Here is a 19,965-nt window from a genome sequence, read left to right on the forward strand (position 1 = left end):
TATATGTAATCTATTAAAATTATTCAACGGCTTCAAAGGTCAATATAACAGCATTCGTATTTACCCCAATTGCATCCTGGGAGGCTGCCAAAAACATGACCAAACGCATGGATTTATCTGTGATATTCTGAATGATGACTCTGCGTTCAAAATCCAATAAGCCGATAAATTCGGTCCCAGAAAAACTTAGTGTACTCACTCCATTAAAGGACACTGTTCCACTTGACTCAATCGCTGAAGAAGTTTCAAAATTATCACTCTCTACATATGTGAAAGTAGCACCCGATTCAGGTGTAAAAACACCCGTACAGAGTCCAAAATCAACCCCTCCACCATTAACGATACCAGCACCCCCAGTAGTTACATACTGATAAAGATACCCGCTAAAAGCAGCACCATCCGCTTTTACATCATGGCTATAGTTTCCATCAAAATAAAAGGTAAACTCGTCCTCGTAAATCTCTCCCATACCCAACCCAGATCCAAAAATACCGGCAGGCAAGGGATATGGAGCTCCTGGAAACGGAGTGAGCTCTGCATTGGCATAGGCAAAGTAATCATTAGCGGAACTTCCGGAAGAAATCCTCCAGGTTTTACCACTTTCCGCCGTGGCACCTCCTGTCAACAATACATAAGGTGTAATATCCAAGGCCAAATTCACTTCCTTGGTAATTGAACCTCCATCTGCAGAAGTTGCCGTTAACTTAGCTGTGTAGTACCCCCCATCGGAATAAACATGTACCGGGTTTTTCTCACTGCTTGTAGTTCCATCCCCAAAATCCCACGCCCATGAAGTGGCGCTGTTGGTCAACCCTTGGAAGGCTACTTTCTTCCCAACTGTGCTCTGAAAAATATCAGCGGAAAGAGGAATATCTTCAGAACTGCTACTATCATCCGAACTACAAGAGAACAGGGATAGTACCATCGAAAATAAAACTCCATACAACAGTATTAGATTTTTTTTAGTCATAAATAAAAGTTTTTAGTTAGTTTTTTTTTGCAGCCAAAGATCAAAAATTAACAATTACCAAAATCTTGTTCCCAACTTGATAACCTCTAGTTAACGATATGTTAATATTAGAACCTTTTGATTACACTATTACCAAAAATATATTTAAATTTTTCAAAACAATTCAGATATATTATTAAATATGCATTAAATATTACCCCACGATTTAAGAAATTAAATATATTTTTGTAAAATAAGTCAATATTCTTATTAAGTTTTATGCATGCATAATAGGAGCATTTTTAACATTTAAATGTGAAGATTTATGAAAAATATTTCTTACAAACTTTGTAAGTCAAGATGGGCGATACAATTCTCTATCCTTTTAGTTTCTTTTAATATCCATTCCCAACAATTAAAAGTGGGTGCGGCCAAACGAATAATTACCCCTAACCCTTTAATTTCCGTTTCTGGGGGTGTTGGCACCCCTAAACCCACAACCGAAAAAAAAGGGGAACTTTTTGTCAGGGCCATGGTACTGGAAAAGGGAACAGAAAAAATAGCCATCGTTAATATCGACAATCTGGGATGGCCGGCAGCGTTGGGCAATAGAGCAAGAAAATTGATCATGGACATTCCGTTCAACAACATATTAATCGGTGCCACACATACCCATAGCGCTCCTGATGCGTATGCTTTCCCTGACGAAAAGGGAAATTATTCGGCCGATTTAAAGTATCTTGAATGGTGCGTAACCCAAATTGCGGATGCGGTTAACGAGGCTTCAGCAAATTTGGAACCCGCCAAATTAAAAATTGCAGTTGGCGAAGCCCAAGGTAAAATAGCCTACAATTATTACGCCCCTGATTTGTACGACCCAAGATGCGGGGTAATACAGGCCTTGGGCACGAAAGGCAAAAATAAGGACCTACCCATAGTAACTTTGGTAAACTACGCCATTCATCCAGAGGTTATAGGCAGCGATCAGGGAATATTGAGTCCGGATCTAATAGGACCCCTGTATGACAGGATTGAAGCCAAGGCAGGTGGGATGGCCCTGTTTATGAACGGCGCCCAAGGAGGAATGGTAACGGCAGACAATAGACAGGATGATAATACGGAAGCAAACAATTGGGAAGAATGTAAGCGAATAGGGAACCTTTTGGCAGACGAGGCCTTGAGGATTCTATCGGAGGCCAAAATCCAAGAAGATCCAAAACTCTTTTGTACCTCCACGCAGGCCGAATTCCCAATAGATTCGGAAATGATGCGGTATATATTAAACAATTCGCCATTAAAAATGGGCGACTCTGACCAAAATATCACTACAACCCTAAACCTATTAAATATTGGATCTGCCCAAATACTCACCATACCAGGTGAAGCCCTACCCAATATAGGATACTATTTAAAAAGAAATATGCCCACGGAACATCCTTTTCTTTTTGGATTGACCAACGATGCCTTTGGGTATATCCTGACCAAAGAGGATTTCAACAGTTTTAAAAGATATATGTATGTAAGTCGCACTAGTCTAGGGGAACAAACAGGAGAAATCCTAATCAATGATCTATTGACCCTTATCCAAAACAGTCCAAAACCTAATAAATAAAACAATTCTTAACCTTTTTAACACAAGTTCCAAATGAAAAAGTTGGTTTCTATTTTTTTATCGATGTCCTTATTTTGTATATTTTCCTGTAAGGACAGTCCAAAAAAACTGGCGGAAAATGTTGCTCCGGCCGCAACTAAAGTAACTCCTTCCAACGCATTGCAAAGCTATTTAAACAATGAAGATCAAACGTATAAATGGGAAGTGAAAGAGAATTATGCCATAGGGGATGTAACCGCCTATGAGCTTATGCTGACCTCCCAAAAATGGAGGGAACACGTTTGGACCCATGAACTCACCGTATTAGTCCCCAAAGAAGTTGCCCATGACGGGGCACTTTTATTGATTACTGGCGGAAGCATAAAAGAAGGGATACCCAATTGGTCAAATAATGAAGAAGATAAAAAGTCCATCAGCTTTGCCCAGGTAGCCGAAAAGAACAAAGCCATAGTCGCTATTGTACGACAGGTTCCCAACCAACCTCTTTATGATGGCCTTACTGAAGATGAACTTATTTCCTTTACCCTTCACAATTATAAAAATGACAAGGATCCAACATGGCCCCTACTATTTCCTATGGTAAAGAGTGCTACAAGGGCCATGGATGCCGTTCAGGAATTCACGAGCAAAAATCTTCAAATGGAGGTTACACGCTTTACGGTTACCGGAGCTTCCAAAAGAGGGTGGACTACCTGGCTCACTGGGGCAAACGACAAGAGGGTGGAGACCATAGCCCCAATGGTAATAGACGTTTTAAACATGCCGGTAAGTTTGGATTATCAAATTACAGCTTGGAACGAATATAGCATACAGATCAATGATTACATAAAATTGGAAATCCCTCAAACTGTAGGGACTGAGGACGGTAAAGCTATTACCCAAATGGTGGATCCTTATTCCTATAGGGCCAGTTTAACTATGCCAAAATTAATATTTATCGGAACCAATGATGAATATTGGCCAGTGGATGCCATTAAAAATTACATCAATGATATTCCTGGGGAAAATTACGTTCACTATGTACCCAATGCCGGTCATGACCTTGGTAATGGAGAACAGGCTATGAGGGCCTTAAGTGCCTTTTGGGGAAAATCGTTGTCGAAAACCCCTCAGACCTCCTTATCCTATGACCTTACCACGGACAAAACATCGGCTACCCTAACGGTCAAAACCACTTCCGATGAACTTGAAAATGCCTATATATGGTCTGCAGATTCAACGGACAGGGATTTTAGGGACGAAAATTGGACCTCAGAGAAATTGGATTCCAAGGACCAAGAGCATATACTTCAACAAGTGAAATTTCCAAAAAGTGGCTTTAAGGCTTTTTATATTGATTTGGAATACGCCGACCCTAATGGTGGAAAATACACTAAGAGTACCAGAATGTATGTAGCGGACGATGATGAAATACTTTAGAAAAAAACAAGCATATTGGTTCACCGGAATAATCGCCGTATTTCTGTTATTGGCCTTCACAGTCATTTATGCAAGTGACACTAGCGAGACCCTACCGGTAGGTGAATATTATGGTTATGACAAGGCTATACCACTTAGGGATTCCATTAACCTGTTAAAGGACACCACCGACTTTACCCTTTATCATATAACATACAATAGTGTACATGATAAAAAAGTGACCGGCCTGTTAAGCCTGCCCAAAAACATCTCCACTCCCATACCCGTGGTTATTTTGATGCATGGTCTTGGAGACAACAAGAACGTGGATTATTTATCCTACGGCAACGACCTTTTTCTCAAAAATGGCTATGCGGTGTTAAGGATCGATTTTAGCGGGCACGGGGAACGAAAAGGGGAAGTTTATGACTTTAGCCTTACCGGGAAATACAAATACTGGAGCAGGAACATCATTAGCCAGACCGTTTTTGACCTTAGACGAGCAGTCGATTTTATTGAAACGCGAAATGAACTGGACGCCTCCAGAATAGGCTATTACGGTATCAGCCTTGGTGGAATAACAGGAACTGTTTTTTGCGGTGTAGAAGATCGGATCAAAGTTCCTATAGTGGCATTGGCCGGTGGTCAAATGAATTTATTGTATGAAAAAGACGCTCTTACCGAGGAGGCTAAAAATTTTGTAAGCTTTATTGAGCCATTAAACTTTGTAAAGCAGATTGCTCCCCGTCCCTTCCTCATGTTAAATGCTAAAAACGATGAAATAGTACCTCCTATAATGAGCACCCTGCTTTTTAAGGCAGCACAAGAACCAAAAGAGATTATATGGTACGATGCCAAACATAGGGATGCTCCGTTGGACATTATTTACGGAGATGGCCTCAACTGGTTTAAAAAATATTTATAAATTAAAACATCAAAAAAAAATGAAAAAGTCATATCTATTTACCTTGTCATTAAGCTTTTGCATGGCCCTCTTCTTAAGTGGCTGCGGGGAAAAGAAGAAAAATGCCGATGAAGCCATTAACAATACCTCCACGGAACTAGAAACAACTCTAGAGACGAAAAATTGGGCCGAAAAATTAGGATGGTCTGCCGGAAAAAAGGTAATTATGCTGCACGCAGATGACATTGGGATGTGTCCAGAGGCGAACATTGCTGCCAAGGACCAATTGACCAAGGGGGAAATACAATCCGCCGCCGTGATGATACCCTGTCCCAACGCCGAAGAATTCATCAATTGGGCCAAGGAAAACCCTGCTATGGATATTGGTTTACACCTTACGCTGACCAGTGAATGGAAAAAGCATCGTTGGGGCCCAATTACCCCAGATGCGGAAGTCCCTGGACTATTGGATCCGGAAGACAAACTATGGAGGAGCGTTCCGGAAGTAGTACAACATGCTACGGCCGAGGAAGTGGAAAAAGAAATACGGGCTCAAATTGAACAATCCATTGCCTGGGGCTATAGACCAGACCATATAGACACCCATATGGGCACCCTGTTCGGTGATCCCAGTTATGTAAAGGCCTACATGAAAGTGGCCCAGGAATACGGTATTCCGGCAAATATTATTGATATATCGGTACCAGCGGTTTTGGCGGAATTTAGGTCTAAAGGCTATCCTATGGATGATTCCGTAGTGAAAATGTCGGAAGAATACACTTTGCCCAAATTGGACTTTTTTACCAGTGCACCAAAGGCGGATTCCTATGAGGAAAAAGTGGAAAGTTTTAAGTCCTTGATAAAATCCCTGCAACCTGGACTTACGGAAATCATTTTTCACCCGTCCGTAGAAACCGATAACCTAAGGGACATTACCGGATCATGGCAACAAAGGGTTTGGGAGTCACAAATTTTTGCCGATCCCGATCTGATCAATTTCTTCAAAGAAGAAGGGATAATTTTTACCAATTGGAAAGAAATCATGACCCGCTTCAACTCCATGAAATAAACATCCATATAGGATGTCTATCAATAAGGAAGAACAGGTAATACTTACATGATAACAGGCCCATTTTAAGACCGGCAAAGGCCAAAAGACCTTACCGGTCTTTTCTTTTAAATTTAAAACCAAATCAAACGAAAATCTAAAATATCCTAACCCTTTTAACATAAAAATTAACAGATATGCGATTTTTTGGTAAATTATAATGCAAATACAATAAAATATAATAAGTAAAATAATTTTTAAAAAGTTTTATTTGTGTATATCCCAATTATGGGAAAATGATAGTGATTTACTTTAAAACCTATTTGTCATGAATTCTACCTCTGGAATTATCCTTGCCATTTCATTGATCATTATTATGTTCGGGATGGGCCTATCATTGACCCTTTCCGATTTTAAAAGGGTAGTTACCTATCCAAAGGCTATGATCATAGGTCTTATCTGCCAGATGTTGTTGTTGCCAATGATAGGATATTTTATTGCCATTTCCCTAAGCTTGTCGCCCACCACTGCTATAGGCATTATGTTGTTGGCAGCCTGCCCTGGGGGACCAACATCCAACATGTTAACTTATTTGGCCAAAGGTGATTTGGCCTTGTCCGTTTCCCTAACAGCCGTATCCAGTATAATTTCCATTTTAACCATCCCATTCATTGTGCAATTTGCAATGGAAGAATTTTCCAATGAAAGTATGGCCATTTCGGTCGATGCCATAACCATGATAAAACAATTGTTAGTAATAGTTATCATACCCGTAGGAATTGGCATGCTAATAAAAAATAAATTTGAAGCCTTTGCGAACAAGATGGAGAAACCTGTGAAAATAGCTTCTGCCATCATATTTGTATTGGTAATCATTGGGGTGACCATTAGCGTCAAAGATGTTTTTATGAGCTATTTAAGTGAGGCAGGGCTACCGGCCATACTGCTCAATGTGAGTACTATGACCATAGGATTTTTAATGGCTGTACTTTTTAAACTTACAAGACCACAGGCTATAAGCATTTCCATTGAAACGGGAATCCAAAATGGAACCTTGGCCATAACATTGGCTACCATTGCCCTGAACAATCCCGAATATTCTATTGTGCCCGCCATTTATGGCCTGTTAATGTTCATTACGGCCACTGTAATTATTTTTATAAGGAAACCACTTGGGGTAAAAGATGAATTAAGCCTGGAAAAAGATGCCGCCAATTAATCCTGCAAATATAAGATGGGAAAAAATCAGTTTATTGTTGCCCTTATTTTATTCATCTTTTTTGTCGTTTCCTTTCTTACAAATATTTTAGGCCCCTTAATCCCGGATATCATATCGGATTTTAAGGTTAGTTTAACCATGGCCGCCCTATTGCCATTCGCCTTTTTTGCTGCTTATGGTGTATTTTCCATACCCTCTGGAGTTGCGGTAGAACGCTACGGTGAAAAACAGGTGATCTTGTCCGCATTTTTAGTATCATTTATTGGAGCCATTTTATTTTCAATTTTTTCCAATTTTCCCATTGCACTGTTATCCCTATTTTTAATTGGTTCGGGAATGGCCATGTTGCAGGTAGCTATAAACCCCTTGCTGAGAGTGGCAGGCGGTGAGGAGCAATTTGCCTTTAATTCAGTTATGGGTCAATTGGCATTTGGAATGGCCTCCTTTATGAGTCCATTTTTATTCTCCTATCTAGTACTTAATTTGGAAAATTACTCTGGTCCAGACAATGCCAATTTTATCATCAATACTTTTCACGACATAGTACCGGAGAATTTGCCTTGGGTTTCCCTATACTGGATATTCGCAATTATCTCGTTGTTCATGGTCATCTTCATATATCCCATAAAATTGCCCAAGGTTGAAAGGAAAGAAGATGAAAAAGCAGGAACTTGGGCCACCAACAAAGAATTACTAAAAAACAAAAAAGTAATCCTGTTCTTTATGGGCTTGTTCGCCTATGTTGGCACAGAACAGGGTGTCGCCAACTGGATGTCACAATTTTTATCGGAATATCATGGTATGGACCCTAGAATAGAGGGAGCCAATGCCATATCCTTGTTTTGGGGATTACTGACGGTGGGCTGTATCTTAGGATTACTACTTCTAAAATTTATGGATAGCAAATTGGTACTTAAAATATTTTCTGGAGCTGCCATTCTATGTTTGTCAGCTGCACTTTTCGGTCCTGCCCATATAGCGGTTTTGGCGTTCCCCCTAGTAGGTTTTTTTGCCTCTGTAATGTGGTCCGTTATTTTTTCCCTAGCGTTGAACTCCGTTAAGGAAAACCATGGAGCCCTGGCGGGTATATTGTGTTCCGGAATTGTAGGTGGGGCCATTGTTCCACTTATTGTTGGGGCTTTAGGTGATTTGGTTGGACTAAAAGGTGGCATGTTCTTTTTGTATATCACACTTGGTTTTATTTTTAGTATCGGATTTTGGGCAAGCCCCTTAGTAAATAACAAAACAATAAAACTTAAAGAATTTTTCGGCAATAATAAAAAATCTGAACCTTAAGGATAATAAATTATGGTCATGAGAATAGTATTTGTCATTTGGATGTTTCTATTGATTGTTGGCTGTAAGCCAAATCAATACGATCCTTCGCAGCCACCCAAAGGCTTTGCAAATAACATCAGTCTCAAAATAGCATATACTCTAGGCGCCATTGAGCCCACCATAACCAAGGTAGTAATTCCGGAAACCATCCAGGAATATAAGGATCTGGTTTATAAGACCATTGACTCCACATCATTAAAACTAGACATCTATCAACATAAAGCCATAAAAAAAGATGCTCCCCTTATTATTTTTATACATGGTGGCGCGTGGGAAAAAGGAAAGAAAAGCAATGTGTTACACTATTTGATCAGCTATGCACAGAAAGGATATGTAACAGCGACCATACAATATAGATTAAGCGGCGTGGCTAAATATCCTGCACAAATCCTGGATGTTGCGGACGCCATTCAATGGTTGAAATCCCATGCAAAAGATTACAATATCAATGTAAATAAGGTCGCCATCGCTGGTGGTTCTGCAGGGGCACATTTGGCCATGCAGTATGCTTATTCCCATTCTTCCAATACTATGGACGACAATGGCATACCCACCAATGTACAGGCCGTTATAAATATTTATGGGCCTTCCGATTTAACAACCGAAATTGCAAAAAAGGAAAAAAGGGTACATCGATTATTTGGAAAGACATATGAGGAAGCCCCTGAAATGTACAAACAGGCATCACCAATTTTATATGTAAATAAAGACTCCCCACCAACTATTTCCTTTCATGGCACTTTGGATGAACTGGTCCCTTATGGCCAGTCCAAAAAACTTCATGAAACACTGCAATCTTATGGGGTTCCCAGTTACAATCACGAATTAAAGGGTTGGCCACATGCTATGGACCTTTCTGCAAAGGTGTTCTCATATATTCAATATCACACAGATATATTTTTGGAAAAACATTTAAAATTATGATTAGAAATATATTCATTCCCATATTTGCTCTGACCTTATTGTTGGGCTGTAAGGCCAAACAATATGATGTGTCCATCCCCCCAAAGGGATACTCCAACAATACAACTTTAAAGATAGCCTATGCAACCGGGGCCTTAAAAATAATAGAAACCGACTTCCCCATTCCAGAGGACATAAAGGAATACAAAGATGTTGTCTACAAAACCGTGGACTCTATACAGCTTAAATTGGACATTTACCATTCCAAGGATATAAAGAAAGATGCGCCTCTAATAATTTTCATCCATGGTGGTGCATGGAAAAAAGGAAACAAACACGATTACTTGGTGTATCTAGCCAGTTTCGCGAAAAAAGGCTATGTTACCGCTACCATCCAATATAGACTAACAGACCTTGCTAAATACCCGGCCCAGCTCCACGATGTGGAAGATGCGGTAAGATGGCTTAAATTTAATGCGGCCGATTATCATATAGATGCCAGTAAAGTGGCTTTGGTCGGTGGTTCGGCAGGCGGGCATTTAGCAATGATGGGTGCTTACTCCAATACTCCCGAAGATGTGGATGCCAACGGAATTTCTGCTAATGTTCAGGCCCTTGTAAATTTTTATGGCCCTTCCAACCTAACAGATGAAACCGCAATTAATGCCTCCTCGGTGCAATATTTAATAGGCAAGTCTTTTGAAGAGGCCCCAGAATTGTATAAAAATGCGTCTCCCTTATTTCTAATTTCAAAAAACGTACCTCCTACCCTTACTTTTCAAGGCACTTTGGACGAGTTGGTGCCCTATGAACAATCGGATATCTTGCATGCTACCCTCCAAAAAGCTGAAGCCATTTCGTATTACCACAAACTAAAAGGATGGCCCCATACTATGGATGCCTCAGTAAAAGTGAATGCCTATTGTCAATACTACATGGATGAGTTTTTTCAAAAGTACATCCCCTTAAACTAAATAATAGGAAACCAAATGAAGTTGCTTAAAAAAATAGCGAAGATCACTGCCTATGCCATTGGAATGGTCATAGGCCTAGTGCTTCTTGCTATTTTTATAGCTAGCTTTAAATACAATAGTATTGTAAGGGCAACACCAAAGAACCAAACAGAAAGCTTAGGCCCTGGACAATTAGGGAAATATGTTAACACCTTTATTGGCACAGGTGGATTTCCTTCCTGGGTTTGTGGATTTAACTTTCCAGGCGCAACGGTACCCTTCGGCATGGTGCGACTAAGTCCGGAAACCATGTCCTTCTACAATAACACCAAAGATTTTAGCACCTCGGGATATTACTATGGCGACAACCAAATACTTGGCTTTAGCCATACCCGCTTGGCCGGTACCGGAGCTACTGATGGAGGCCATTTTCTATTTACCCCTACAACTACACCCAGTGACAAAATAGATTTCCAATTAGATTATGCCCATAAATTTTCCCATAACGATGAAATCGCATTTCCCGGTTATTACAGTGTAGCCCTAAAAAAAGAGGACATTGTTGCCGAACTTACGACCACAGAACGTAGCGGCCTTCACCGATATACCTTTCCAAAAGAAGGCGGTAAAAATTTAATTATCCATATTACCAATACCACTGGAAACCGTCCCGCAAAGGAAGGATTTGTCCATATCCTTCCCAAGAACAATGAAATTGAAGGTTCGGTTAGAACATTTGGCAGCTTTGCAAGTCGATTCGGTGGAGTAAAGGTATACTTCGTGGCAAAATTTGACCAATCCTTTTCTGACTATGTCATCTGGGATGGACAATCATTGGACAAAAAAGGCCTAAGTAAAAAAAGTGATAGTCTAAAAATTTATCTCGGATTTACCCAAGAAAGTATAAATGCCAAAGTTGGTATTTCGTATATAAGTATTGAAAATGCCCGTTTAAACCTGAAGAAGGAAGTGGACCATCTTAATTTCACGAAAATACTTCAAATGGCCAAGGATAAATGGGAAAGCAAACTGGCATTAATTAAGATCGATGGCGGCACCTTGGAAGAAAAAAAAGTTTTTTACAGCGCTTTATATCGGAGTTTTCAAATGCCGACCATCTTTAATGATGTTAATGGGGAATACATGGGCTTCGACAAAAAAATCCACCAGGCTACCGATTTCAGCTACTACACGGATCTGTCCTTATGGGACACTTTCCGCACTGTGCATCCACTATTCAATCTAATAGCAAAGGACGAGCAAAGGGATATGTTGGTTTCCTTGGTGGAAATGTCCAAACAAGGTGGAAGCCTGCCGCGCTGGCCCTCGGGATACGGATATAGCAACTCCATGCTGGGTTCCCCTGCCGATATGGTCATTGCGGAATCATACCTAAAGGGTATACGCAATTTTGATGTGCAGCTTGCCTATAAAAAAATGAGACAAGTGGCCCTGGGGCCCATACCCAAAGACAGTTCCGCTGCTGGCCGGGAAGAGATTGAAGGATACCTTCAGTATGGCTATTGCCCTACAGAATTTGGGGATGAAGCTGTAAGCAAGACCCTGGAATATGCCTGGGCCGACCATTCCATCAGCCTTTTGGCCAAAGAATTACAACTCCCCAAAGACCAAGCCCTTTTTGAAAGACATTCCACATTTTATAAAAATGTATGGAATCCAGATACCCAATATTTTCAACCCAGACATAAGGATGGAGGATTTGTCGAAAAATTTAAGCCCTTGCAACTTACCTATACGGATTGGGACGATGAGTATACCAAGGATTATACCGAAGGAAGTGCCTTGCAATGGCGGTGGGCAGTACCCTTTGATACAGACGGCTTGGTATCCCTTTTTAAGGACAAGGATTATTTTGTGAGTGAACTGAACAACTTTTTTGCCAAAGCCGATCCAAAAAAGGCGACTTGGACCCCAGGCTCCTACTACTGGCATGGAAATGAACCGGATATCCATGCGGCCTATCTTTTCAATGCTGTGGAACGACCCGATTTGACCCAAAAATGGGTCCGTTGGATACTGGTCAATAAATACGATAATTCCTATGTGGGCATAGACGGCAATGATGATGCAGGTACACTATCTGCTTGGTATATTTTCAGCTCCCTCGGTTTTTACCCTATTGCCGGAACGGACATTTATCAACTGGGCGCACCATTATTTAAGAGTGCTGTTCTACAAATGGGCGAACATCAATTGAACATTGGGACGGAAAACTATGACCCCAATAACATCTATGTAAAAAAAATATTGCTGAACAGTAAGCCCTTGGACCGCACTTGGATAAAACACGAAGAAATTGCCAATGGTGGCCAACTAACCTTTATTATGGCCAAAGAGCCACAATTTTTAATTAATCAACAATCATCTAAATCTACATTATGAGACTTTTATTTTTATTGTGTACCTTGTTAGTAGTATCGTGTAAAGGAAAAATGGAAAAATTACCGGAATTAGTTCCATTGGACCATCCTGCCATTGTGGAACAAGAATTTATTTATGAATTGGAAGATGCACTTACTCCAGAATGCCATGCCTCCACAGTAGAAGTAAGTAATGGCACCGCAATAGCCTCTTGGTTTGGTGGTACCGAAGAAAAAAATGATGATGTTGGCATTTGGGTATCCCGAAAGACAAGTGGTTCATGGTCTACCCCAATAGAAGTAGTGAACGGTGTGCAGGAAGATGGTAGTCGATACCCATGTTGGAACCCGGTATTGTTTAAACCCAAAGACCAACCACTATTTTTATTTTACAAGGTAGGACCTAGTCCTACGGAATGGTGGGGGCTGTATATGACCTCTAATGATGATGGAAAAACCTGGTCCGAGCCTGTACAACTTCCTGATGGCATTTTAGGACCTATAAAAAATCAACCTATACAATTGGCAAGTGGTGAAATACTGTCTCCATCCAGCACGGAAGACGAAACTGAAGGATGGAAAATACATCTAGAACTTAGTACTGATAATGGAAAAACTTGGTCCAAAACCCAGCCCCTTAATGATGGTAAGGAATTTGGCGCCATTCAACCCGTGGTCCTAAATTATGGAAATGGTAAATTACAGCTTTTGAGCAGAACCGAAAACGAAGTTGTTACACAAAATTGGTCTTCGGATTACGGCAATACTTGGAGCAAAATGACCACCACTGCCTTACCCAATCCAAATTCTGGCATTGATGGCGTAAGCTTAAAAGACGGGCGCCAATTATTGGTATACAATCCAACCGGGAAAAATTGGGGAGATCGTGTGCCATTGAGCCTGGCCCTGTCCAATGACGGCACTAATTGGAAACGTGTTCTGGATTTGGAGCCCTTAAGGGAAAATACGGATAAGGAAGGGGAAGAATATTCCTATCCTACCATGATACAGGCTCCTGATGGGAAAGTGCATATTGTATATACTTGGAACAGAAAAACAGTGAAGTATATCGTATTGGATCCACAAAAACTTAATTAAAAAACAATAATGAAAAAATGGTTAAAAATCCTGGCTAAAGTTTTTGGAGTACTTGTCGTGCTCCTAATTATTCTTTTCTTTTTAGCCACCAGTACTATAGATACCACACCATATTTTGAAACGCAGTATTACAGGAATACTATTGAAAATATAGAGGAAGCGGTCAAAAATAAAACTGAGGCCAAGGGCCAGTTGCTTGCTGGTTTCGCAAGGACAAATATCACCCCCAAAATCGTAAACGGAACTCCAGACCCCACCAAAGGTGAATTCAACAATATAAAAATGGCCGGTTACGGTAGCGGCAAAATTGCTACCAGTGTTCACGATTCCATTTTTGCAAAAGCAATCGCTGTTGAAGTCGATAATGAAACCGTTGTTTTGATCAATGCCGATCTAGTGGCAATACCGGAAGACGTTGTTATAAAGGTTACCGAAAATTTAAAGGGGAAAATATCCAGAGAGCAGCTTTTTTTTGGAGCTACCCATACCCATTCCAGTATTGGCAATTGTATGCCTGGTTATGTGGGCAAAAGTTTTGGTGGGGAGTATCAACCAGAGGTGGTAGAATGGCTAGGTCAGAAATTTTCCGCCCTCATATTACAGGCCTTGGAAGACAAACAACCTGCCCAATTTTCTTCAGGCTATGTTAAGGTTCCCAATTTGGTTCGCAATAGGATTATAGGCGAATCCGGGCGTCTTAATGACAAATTGGATCTTTTATCATTTATTCAAGAAAACGGCATAAGAGCTACTATTGGTGCTTTTTCCGCACATGCTACGGTAATTGGCACCGATAACGAACAATATACCGGGGATTATCCAGGGTACTTCCAACGTCATTTGGAAGAAAATGGAGTTGACCTGGCCCTATTCTTTGCCGGTACAGTCGGAAGCCACAGTAATAAAGGAATTGGGGAGAAATTTGAAAAAGCCAAATACATCGGGGAAACCCTTGCCGATTCGGCCCGATCCGCCTTGGACAAAATGGAATATCTGGCAAATATGGATTTAACAGCGATATCTTCGGAAATTGAAATTCCAAATCTGCAGTTCCTTTACATATCGAACCGCTTACGCCTGTCCCCATATCTTGGAAGCAAACTGATGCCCAAAATGAACCCTATACAGGTACAGGGTCTTAAACTAAACAACCTCATCTGGCTTGCCCTGCCGTATGAGTTAAGTGGGGAATACGGTCTGGATTTAAAAAATGCCTTGGAACTTCAAGGATACAATTCCGTTCTCAGTAGTTTTAACGGCCAATATCTAGGCTATATCGTACCACAAAAATATTATTATTTTGATACCTATGAAGCTCGACTAATGGGGTGGTACGGGCCAAGTATGGGCGATTATCTAATGGAGCTCAATTATAAAATGGCCAATGAATTAACGCATACCAAGCTATAAAATCATAAACAATGAAAACTTTAAAAAAAGGGTTAAAAATATTAGGGATAGGTATCCTATTACTCTTATTGGTCGGGGCATCCGTAGTAATGTACAACTGGCGCGACCGCCATCCTGATTATTCCATCGATCTTAAAATAGAGAACAAGACCCCTCAACCCATAACTGCCGGATTTGCTAAAAAACCCATTACCCCTACCATTGTGGACACTTGGAACGATGCCAATGGAAACAACAAATACAGCAAGGATGAAGGTGACACCTATAACGACAACAATAACAACGGGAAATTTGATGCGTATTGGATAGCGGGGATGAGCAATGCCAAACCTGCCCAGGGGGTACATGATGAAGTTTGGTCACGGGTAATGGTGATCGATGATGGCAATACTAGAATAGCCATGATTTCTATGGACGCCATTGGTTTTTTACATGGCGATGTAATCGACATCAGAAAACGAATACCTGCCGAGTTGGGAATAGATTACACCTTATTATCCTCCACCCACACCCACGAAAGTAATGACCTTGTAGGGATTTGGGGAGAAAACATCTTCAATTCCGGAGTAAATCCCGAAATGATGGAATATGTAAAATCTCAAACTGTTGCTGCCGTTATAGAGGCTGCCAACAATTTACGCCCGGCAAAGCTGGTATTTGCCGAGGATCTAACAGGGGAAGATGACAAACTAATCAAAGACACCCGAAAACCCATTGTTAAGGCAACCGGAATACATTTAATGCAGGTACTGGACGCCGAAAACGATACTACCTTGGGAACCATCATCAATTGGGCCAACCACCCGGAAACGCTATGGTCTCAAAATTTATTGATCAGTTCGGATTTTCCCCATTATATAAGGGAAGCTATGGAAAATGGTGTATATAATGGAGAGGAATTGGTACATGAAGGACTTGGCGGAGTGGCCATTTATTTTTCAGGAGCCATTGGCGGACTAATGGCTCCACACCCCTCCTTGGGCATTCCAGACCCCTTTACTGGGGAAGAATATTTTGAACCTACTTTTGAAAAAACAAAGGCCTTGGGCGACCAAATTGCCATAATGTCCTTGGCAGCCCTAAAACAAAAAGGGGATACTTTGTCGAGTTCCAATATTTCGCTGAGGGCGAAGACTATTTTCGCACCATTGGACAATACTACCTTTAAGATTGCCAGTGGTATTGGCCTGATCAAGATGGGCATGCCGGAATATTTTAAATCCAGAACAGAAGTGGGCGCCATTAGAATAGGCCCTGCCCTATTTTTAAGTATCCCCGGAGAAATATACCCCGAAATTGTTTATGGTGGCATAGAAGCTCCCGAAGGGCGTGAGTTTGACATACAGCCCATGGAGATACCGCCACTCCAAGAATTGATTTCCGACAAGTACAAGTTTTATTTGGGCCTTTCCAATGATGAAATTGGATACATTATACCAAAAAGTGAATGGGATACTGGAAAACCGTACCTCTACAATGACGAAGGTGACACCTATGGGGAAGAAAATTCCTTGGGACCAGAAACAGGGCCGATCATTTATAAAGCCTTATCAGAGGTAATCAAGGATTTGAATTAAGCCTAAGGAATTAGACACCCTTAATTAAATTTAACCTGTTGGGGCTCATTTTTTAATCAATTTCCTATAACTTTAAGGTTCTGTTACGTCCAGCACCTTATTACATGTACACCATCATTGATATAGAAACTACCGGAAACGGGATAAAAGGAAATAAGATTACTGAAATCTCCATTTTCAAATTCGACGGTTATGAAATCATTGATGAATATACCTCCCTGGTAAACCCTGAATGTGAAATTCCCTACTTTATTACGGGATTGACGGGAATCGACAACAATCTGGTGCGCAATGCCCCGACTTGGGAAGAAATAGCTTCAAAGGTACTGGAAATAACGCAGGACACTGTATTTGTAGCCCATAGCGTAAATTTTGACTACAATGTCATCAAAAATGAATTTCAGAATATCGGAATTAATTTTTCCCGCAAGAAATTATGTACGGTACGATTGTCAAGAAAACTTATTCCCGGCTTAAACTCCTATAGTTTGGGGAAATTATGCACGTCTTTGAATATTCCTTTAACGGACCGCCACAGAGCCAAAGGGGACGCCCAGGCCACGGTAATTTTATTTAAAAAATTACTAAGGTCCGATGGTGCGGAAAAGGTATTTAAATCATTTCTTAATGCACGCTCCCAGGAAGCCACCTTACCACCGTTGTTACCTAAGGAAATTTTTGAAAGACTGCCCAATTCCCCCGGTATTTATTATTTTAAGGATGCAAAGGGAACAATAATATATGTGGGTAAAGCCGTTGATATCAAAAAACGGGTGCTTGGGCATTTTTATGACAAGGCCAATAAAGAAATTTTGATGTGCAAGGCCACGCACGACATTGATTTTGAATTATCCGGGAACGAGCTAATTGCTCTTTTAATGGAATCGGCAGCTATAAAACAACATTTCCCATTTTACAATCAAAGTCAGAAACGCACCCCAACGGAGTATGCCATATTTTCCTATGAAGATAGAAACGGAATACAACACCTGGCGTACAACAAATTAAAATTGACGCCCAACCCAATTTCCACTTTTAATACCATCACGGATTGCAGGTTGTTCTTGGAAGAACTATGCAAAAACTACGGCTTATGTCCTAAATTCTGTCATCTACAGGAAAATATTAGCAGCTGCTCCCATTATAGTATCACCAACTGCACTGGAATATGTAGGGGAACGGAATCGCCTATGGACTATAATTCCAAAGTAAAAATGGCCATTGATGAATTGATGGACAAAAACCAGAATTTAGTAATCAAGGAAAAGGGCAGACACACAAAGGAAGAAGCCTTTGTATTAGTGGTCAACAACAAATACAAGGGTTATGGTTTCATACCACGGCACGAGCAGGTAGATAGTATTGACTCCTTGGAAAATTTTTTGGAACTCCAAAAAGAAAATATGGATACCAAACGGATTCTGTCTTGGTATTTAAGAAAAAACCCCAACAAGGCCATTTCTTTCACCACTCTTTCCTTTTGAAGAAACATAGTTGGGTATATCACACTTTTGAAATACCCAGCCTATTTTTTCTTACCACTGTTCATCAACATCAATACGGCGGTAACCAGACCAACACAAACAGCGCCAAAAACAGCAATCATTACTATTCCATTACTCCAGTTTACTAATGGCAAGTATTGTAAAATCATATTACTAATTTTAATTTCAGTTGGCTAAAATATATACAAACAGAATTTTAAAATATGATAAATATCACTTTTAAAGCGTAGTAGGACAAACATAGTCGGTTACCTTATAGCCAGAATCTTTTATCTGATCAAAGCCTCCTCCTATATCCACTAGGTTATGGATGCCCCTACTTTTTAAAATGGATGCCGCTATAACCGACCTATATCCTCCCGCACAATGTACATAAAAGGTATCCTCCTTAGGAAATTCTGCCATATGGTCATTTAAAAAATCCAAAGGAGTGTTGTTCGCATTCTCCATATGTTCGGAAAGGTATTCCGATTCTTTCCTAACATCAAAAACAGGAACTTCTTTATTATCGAGAGTTTCTTTCAAGTCTTTGGCAGCAATGGAAGTAATGGTATCATATTCCTTTCCTGAATTTTTCCATGCCTTGAAACTTCCCTTTAAATAGCCTATAGTGGCATCAAAGCCAACCCTAGACAGTCTTATGATGGTTTCTTCCTCCCTACCTTCGGGAGCCACCAGTAAGATAGACTGCTTGGTATCAGCAATTAGGGCCCCTACCCAAGGGGCAAAACTCCCATCCAATCCTATAAAAATAGATCGCGGAACAAATCCCTTTACAAATTCGTCCTGATGTCTAACATCCAAAATAACTGCGTCCGTGGCATTGGCAGCCTCCTCAAATGCATCGGGGGACAAAGCAGTAGTACCCCTTTCCAATACTTCCCCAATATCCTCATATCCCTCTTTGTTCATCTTTACATTGAGCGGAAAATATTTTGGAGGTGGCAATAGTCCTTCTGTAACCTCCTTAACAAATTCCTCCTTGGTCATATTGGCACGTAGGGCATAATTCATTTTCTTTTGATTGCCCAAGGTATCCACGGTTTCTTTCATCATATTCTTTCCACAGGCGGAACCAGCACCATGCGCGGGATAAACCACCACATCATCTGCCAAAGGCATAATTTTGTTTCTAAGACTATTGAACAATAAACCGGCCAAATCCTCCTGGGTCATATTGGCCGCCTTCTGCGCCAAATCTGGTCGACCTACATCACCTAAAAACAAGGTATCCCCAGAAAATATGGCATAATCCTTACCCTTTTCATCCCTTAATAAATATGTGGTACTTTCCATGGTATGCCCTGGGGTATGCAAGGCCTTGATAGTGATATCCCCAAGCTTAAACTCCTGACCATCTTCAGCTATTATGGCGTCAAAAGAAGGATTGGCTGTGGGACCATACACTATAGGGGCACCTGTTTCTTTGGACAGGGTAATGTGCCCGCTCACAAAATCTGCATGAAAATGTGTTTCAAAAATATATTTTATGGAGGCATCATCGTCTTTGGCCCGTTTTATATAAGGTTCAACCTCACGTAAGGGGTCAATAATGGCCACTTCACCTTTACTTTCTATATAATACGCACCCTGCGCCAAACATCCTGTATAAATCTGTTCTATTTTCATCTGTATAAATTTATTGGTTTTTAATAAGCCCTCCCAAGAAC

General features: G+C 40.6%; 16 protein-coding genes. 13 read left to right on the forward strand and 3 right to left on the reverse strand.

Annotated features, from left to right (window positions below):
* Positions 1–19: 19 nt before the first annotated feature.
* The gene (locus tag LV92_RS22080) at positions 20–970 is read right to left on the reverse strand and encodes a PKD domain-containing protein (protein ID WP_111624170.1); all 951 of its coding nucleotides are present in this window, start codon (positions 968–970) and stop codon (positions 20–22) included.
* Positions 971–1,274: 304 nt separating this feature from the next.
* Here LV92_RS22080 and LV92_RS13415 point away from each other — a divergent pair, with 304 nt between their 5' ends.
* The 13 genes from LV92_RS13415 (at position 1,275) to LV92_RS13475 (ending at position 18,274) form a co-directional block, all read left to right on the forward strand.
* The gene (locus tag LV92_RS13415; RefSeq protein ID WP_111624171.1) at positions 1,275–2,561 is read left to right on the forward strand and encodes a hypothetical protein; all 1,287 of its coding nucleotides are present in this window, start codon (positions 1,275–1,277) and stop codon (positions 2,559–2,561) included.
* 33 nt (positions 2,562–2,594) lie between these two features.
* Positions 2,595–3,980 carry a PhoPQ-activated pathogenicity-related family protein gene (locus LV92_RS13420; protein ID WP_111624172.1) on the forward strand — a complete coding sequence of 462 codons (1,386 nt, stop codon included), beginning with the start codon at positions 2,595–2,597 and terminating at the stop codon, positions 3,978–3,980.
* Positions 3,964–4,884 carry an alpha/beta hydrolase gene (locus tag LV92_RS13425; protein ID WP_111624173.1) on the forward strand — a complete coding sequence of 307 codons (921 nt, stop codon included), beginning with the start codon at positions 3,964–3,966 and terminating at the stop codon, positions 4,882–4,884. Before LV92_RS13420 ends, LV92_RS13425 begins: the two co-directional genes overlap by 17 nt.
* A gap of 19 nt (positions 4,885–4,903) precedes the next feature.
* Entirely contained in the window at positions 4,904–5,932 is a 1,029-nt protein-coding gene (locus LV92_RS13430) for a polysaccharide deacetylase family protein (RefSeq protein WP_170126326.1), read from the forward strand.
* Between the two features lie 307 nt (positions 5,933–6,239).
* Entirely contained in the window at positions 6,240–7,130 is an 891-nt protein-coding gene (locus LV92_RS13435) for a bile acid:sodium symporter family protein (RefSeq protein ID WP_111624174.1), read from the forward strand.
* 15 nt (positions 7,131–7,145) lie between these two features.
* Positions 7,146–8,426, forward strand: coding sequence for a sugar MFS transporter (locus LV92_RS13440; RefSeq protein WP_111624175.1), 1,281 nt, complete (start codon positions 7,146–7,148; stop codon positions 8,424–8,426).
* 18 nt (positions 8,427–8,444) lie between these two features.
* Positions 8,445–9,392: an alpha/beta hydrolase gene (locus LV92_RS13445; RefSeq protein WP_170126327.1), complete on the forward strand. Its 948-nt coding sequence runs from the start codon at positions 8,445–8,447 to the stop codon at positions 9,390–9,392.
* Positions 9,389–10,345 (forward strand): alpha/beta hydrolase, encoded by a 957-nt coding sequence (locus LV92_RS13450; RefSeq protein ID WP_111624177.1) that lies wholly within the window; start codon positions 9,389–9,391, stop codon positions 10,343–10,345. The genes LV92_RS13445 and LV92_RS13450 overlap by 4 nt, the downstream gene beginning before the upstream one ends.
* A 15-nt stretch (positions 10,346–10,360) precedes the next feature.
* A complete protein-coding gene (locus LV92_RS13455; protein ID WP_111624178.1) occupies positions 10,361–12,727 on the forward strand; it encodes a GH92 family glycosyl hydrolase in 2,367 nt (788 codons plus the stop codon).
* A complete protein-coding gene (locus LV92_RS13460; protein WP_211322985.1) occupies positions 12,724–13,803 on the forward strand; it encodes a sialidase family protein in 1,080 nt (359 codons plus the stop codon). Before LV92_RS13455 ends, LV92_RS13460 begins: the two co-directional genes overlap by 4 nt.
* 9 nt (positions 13,804–13,812) lie before the next feature.
* On the forward strand, positions 13,813–15,213 hold the full coding sequence (locus LV92_RS13465) for a neutral/alkaline non-lysosomal ceramidase N-terminal domain-containing protein (RefSeq protein ID WP_111624180.1): 1,401 nt from the start codon (positions 13,813–13,815) through the stop codon (positions 15,211–15,213).
* A gap of 11 nt (positions 15,214–15,224) precedes the next feature.
* On the forward strand, positions 15,225–16,790 hold the full coding sequence (locus tag LV92_RS13470) for a hypothetical protein (protein WP_111624181.1): 1,566 nt from the start codon (positions 15,225–15,227) through the stop codon (positions 16,788–16,790).
* Positions 16,791–16,894: 104 nt separating this feature from the next.
* Complete coding sequence (locus LV92_RS13475; RefSeq protein ID WP_111624182.1) at positions 16,895–18,274, forward strand: exonuclease domain-containing protein; 1,380 nt, start codon at positions 16,895–16,897, stop codon at positions 18,272–18,274.
* Positions 18,275–18,315: 41 nt separating this feature from the next.
* On the opposite strand, the gene LV92_RS22085 is transcribed toward LV92_RS13475, so the two are convergent.
* Together LV92_RS22085 and LV92_RS13480 are read right to left on the reverse strand one after the other, a co-directional pair.
* Positions 18,316–18,444: a hypothetical protein gene (locus LV92_RS22085; protein ID WP_258364839.1), complete on the reverse strand. Its 129-nt coding sequence runs from the start codon at positions 18,442–18,444 to the stop codon at positions 18,316–18,318.
* 70 nt (positions 18,445–18,514) lie between these two features.
* The gene (locus tag LV92_RS13480; protein WP_111624183.1) at positions 18,515–19,924 is read right to left on the reverse strand and encodes an MBL fold metallo-hydrolase; all 1,410 of its coding nucleotides are present in this window, start codon (positions 19,922–19,924) and stop codon (positions 18,515–18,517) included.
* Between the last annotated feature and the right edge of the window lie 41 nt (positions 19,925–19,965).

Origin of the sequence: Arenibacter echinorum, assembly GCF_003259375.1 — a bacterium.
GTDB lineage: Bacteria > Bacteroidota > Bacteroidia > Flavobacteriales > Flavobacteriaceae > Arenibacter > Arenibacter echinorum.

Coding starts and splice junctions, on each gene's coding strand:
- LV92_RS22080 (WP_111624170.1), bottom strand. CDS start 970: ATGACTAAAAAAAATCTAATACTGTTGTATGGAGTTTTATTTTCGATG.
- LV92_RS13415 (WP_111624171.1), top strand. CDS start 1,275: ATGAAAAATATTTCTTACAAACTTTGTAAGTCAAGATGGGCGATACAA.
- LV92_RS13420 (WP_111624172.1), top strand. CDS start 2,595: ATGAAAAAGTTGGTTTCTATTTTTTTATCGATGTCCTTATTTTGTATA.
- LV92_RS13425 (WP_111624173.1), top strand. CDS start 3,964: ATGATGAAATACTTTAGAAAAAAACAAGCATATTGGTTCACCGGAATA.
- LV92_RS13430 (WP_170126326.1), top strand. CDS start 4,904: ATGAAAAAGTCATATCTATTTACCTTGTCATTAAGCTTTTGCATGGCC.
- LV92_RS13435 (WP_111624174.1), top strand. CDS start 6,240: ATGAATTCTACCTCTGGAATTATCCTTGCCATTTCATTGATCATTATT.
- LV92_RS13440 (WP_111624175.1), top strand. CDS start 7,146: ATGGGAAAAAATCAGTTTATTGTTGCCCTTATTTTATTCATCTTTTTT.
- LV92_RS13445 (WP_170126327.1), top strand. CDS start 8,445: ATGAGAATAGTATTTGTCATTTGGATGTTTCTATTGATTGTTGGCTGT.
- LV92_RS13450 (WP_111624177.1), top strand. CDS start 9,389: ATGATTAGAAATATATTCATTCCCATATTTGCTCTGACCTTATTGTTG.
- LV92_RS13455 (WP_111624178.1), top strand. CDS start 10,361: ATGAAGTTGCTTAAAAAAATAGCGAAGATCACTGCCTATGCCATTGGA.
- LV92_RS13460 (WP_211322985.1), top strand. CDS start 12,724: ATGAGACTTTTATTTTTATTGTGTACCTTGTTAGTAGTATCGTGTAAA.
- LV92_RS13465 (WP_111624180.1), top strand. CDS start 13,813: ATGAAAAAATGGTTAAAAATCCTGGCTAAAGTTTTTGGAGTACTTGTC.
- LV92_RS13470 (WP_111624181.1), top strand. CDS start 15,225: ATGAAAACTTTAAAAAAAGGGTTAAAAATATTAGGGATAGGTATCCTA.
- LV92_RS13475 (WP_111624182.1), top strand. CDS start 16,895: ATGTACACCATCATTGATATAGAAACTACCGGAAACGGGATAAAAGGA.
- LV92_RS22085 (WP_258364839.1), bottom strand. CDS start 18,444: ATGATTTTACAATACTTGCCATTAGTAAACTGGAGTAATGGAATAGTA.
- LV92_RS13480 (WP_111624183.1), bottom strand. CDS start 19,924: ATGAAAATAGAACAGATTTATACAGGATGTTTGGCGCAGGGTGCGTAT.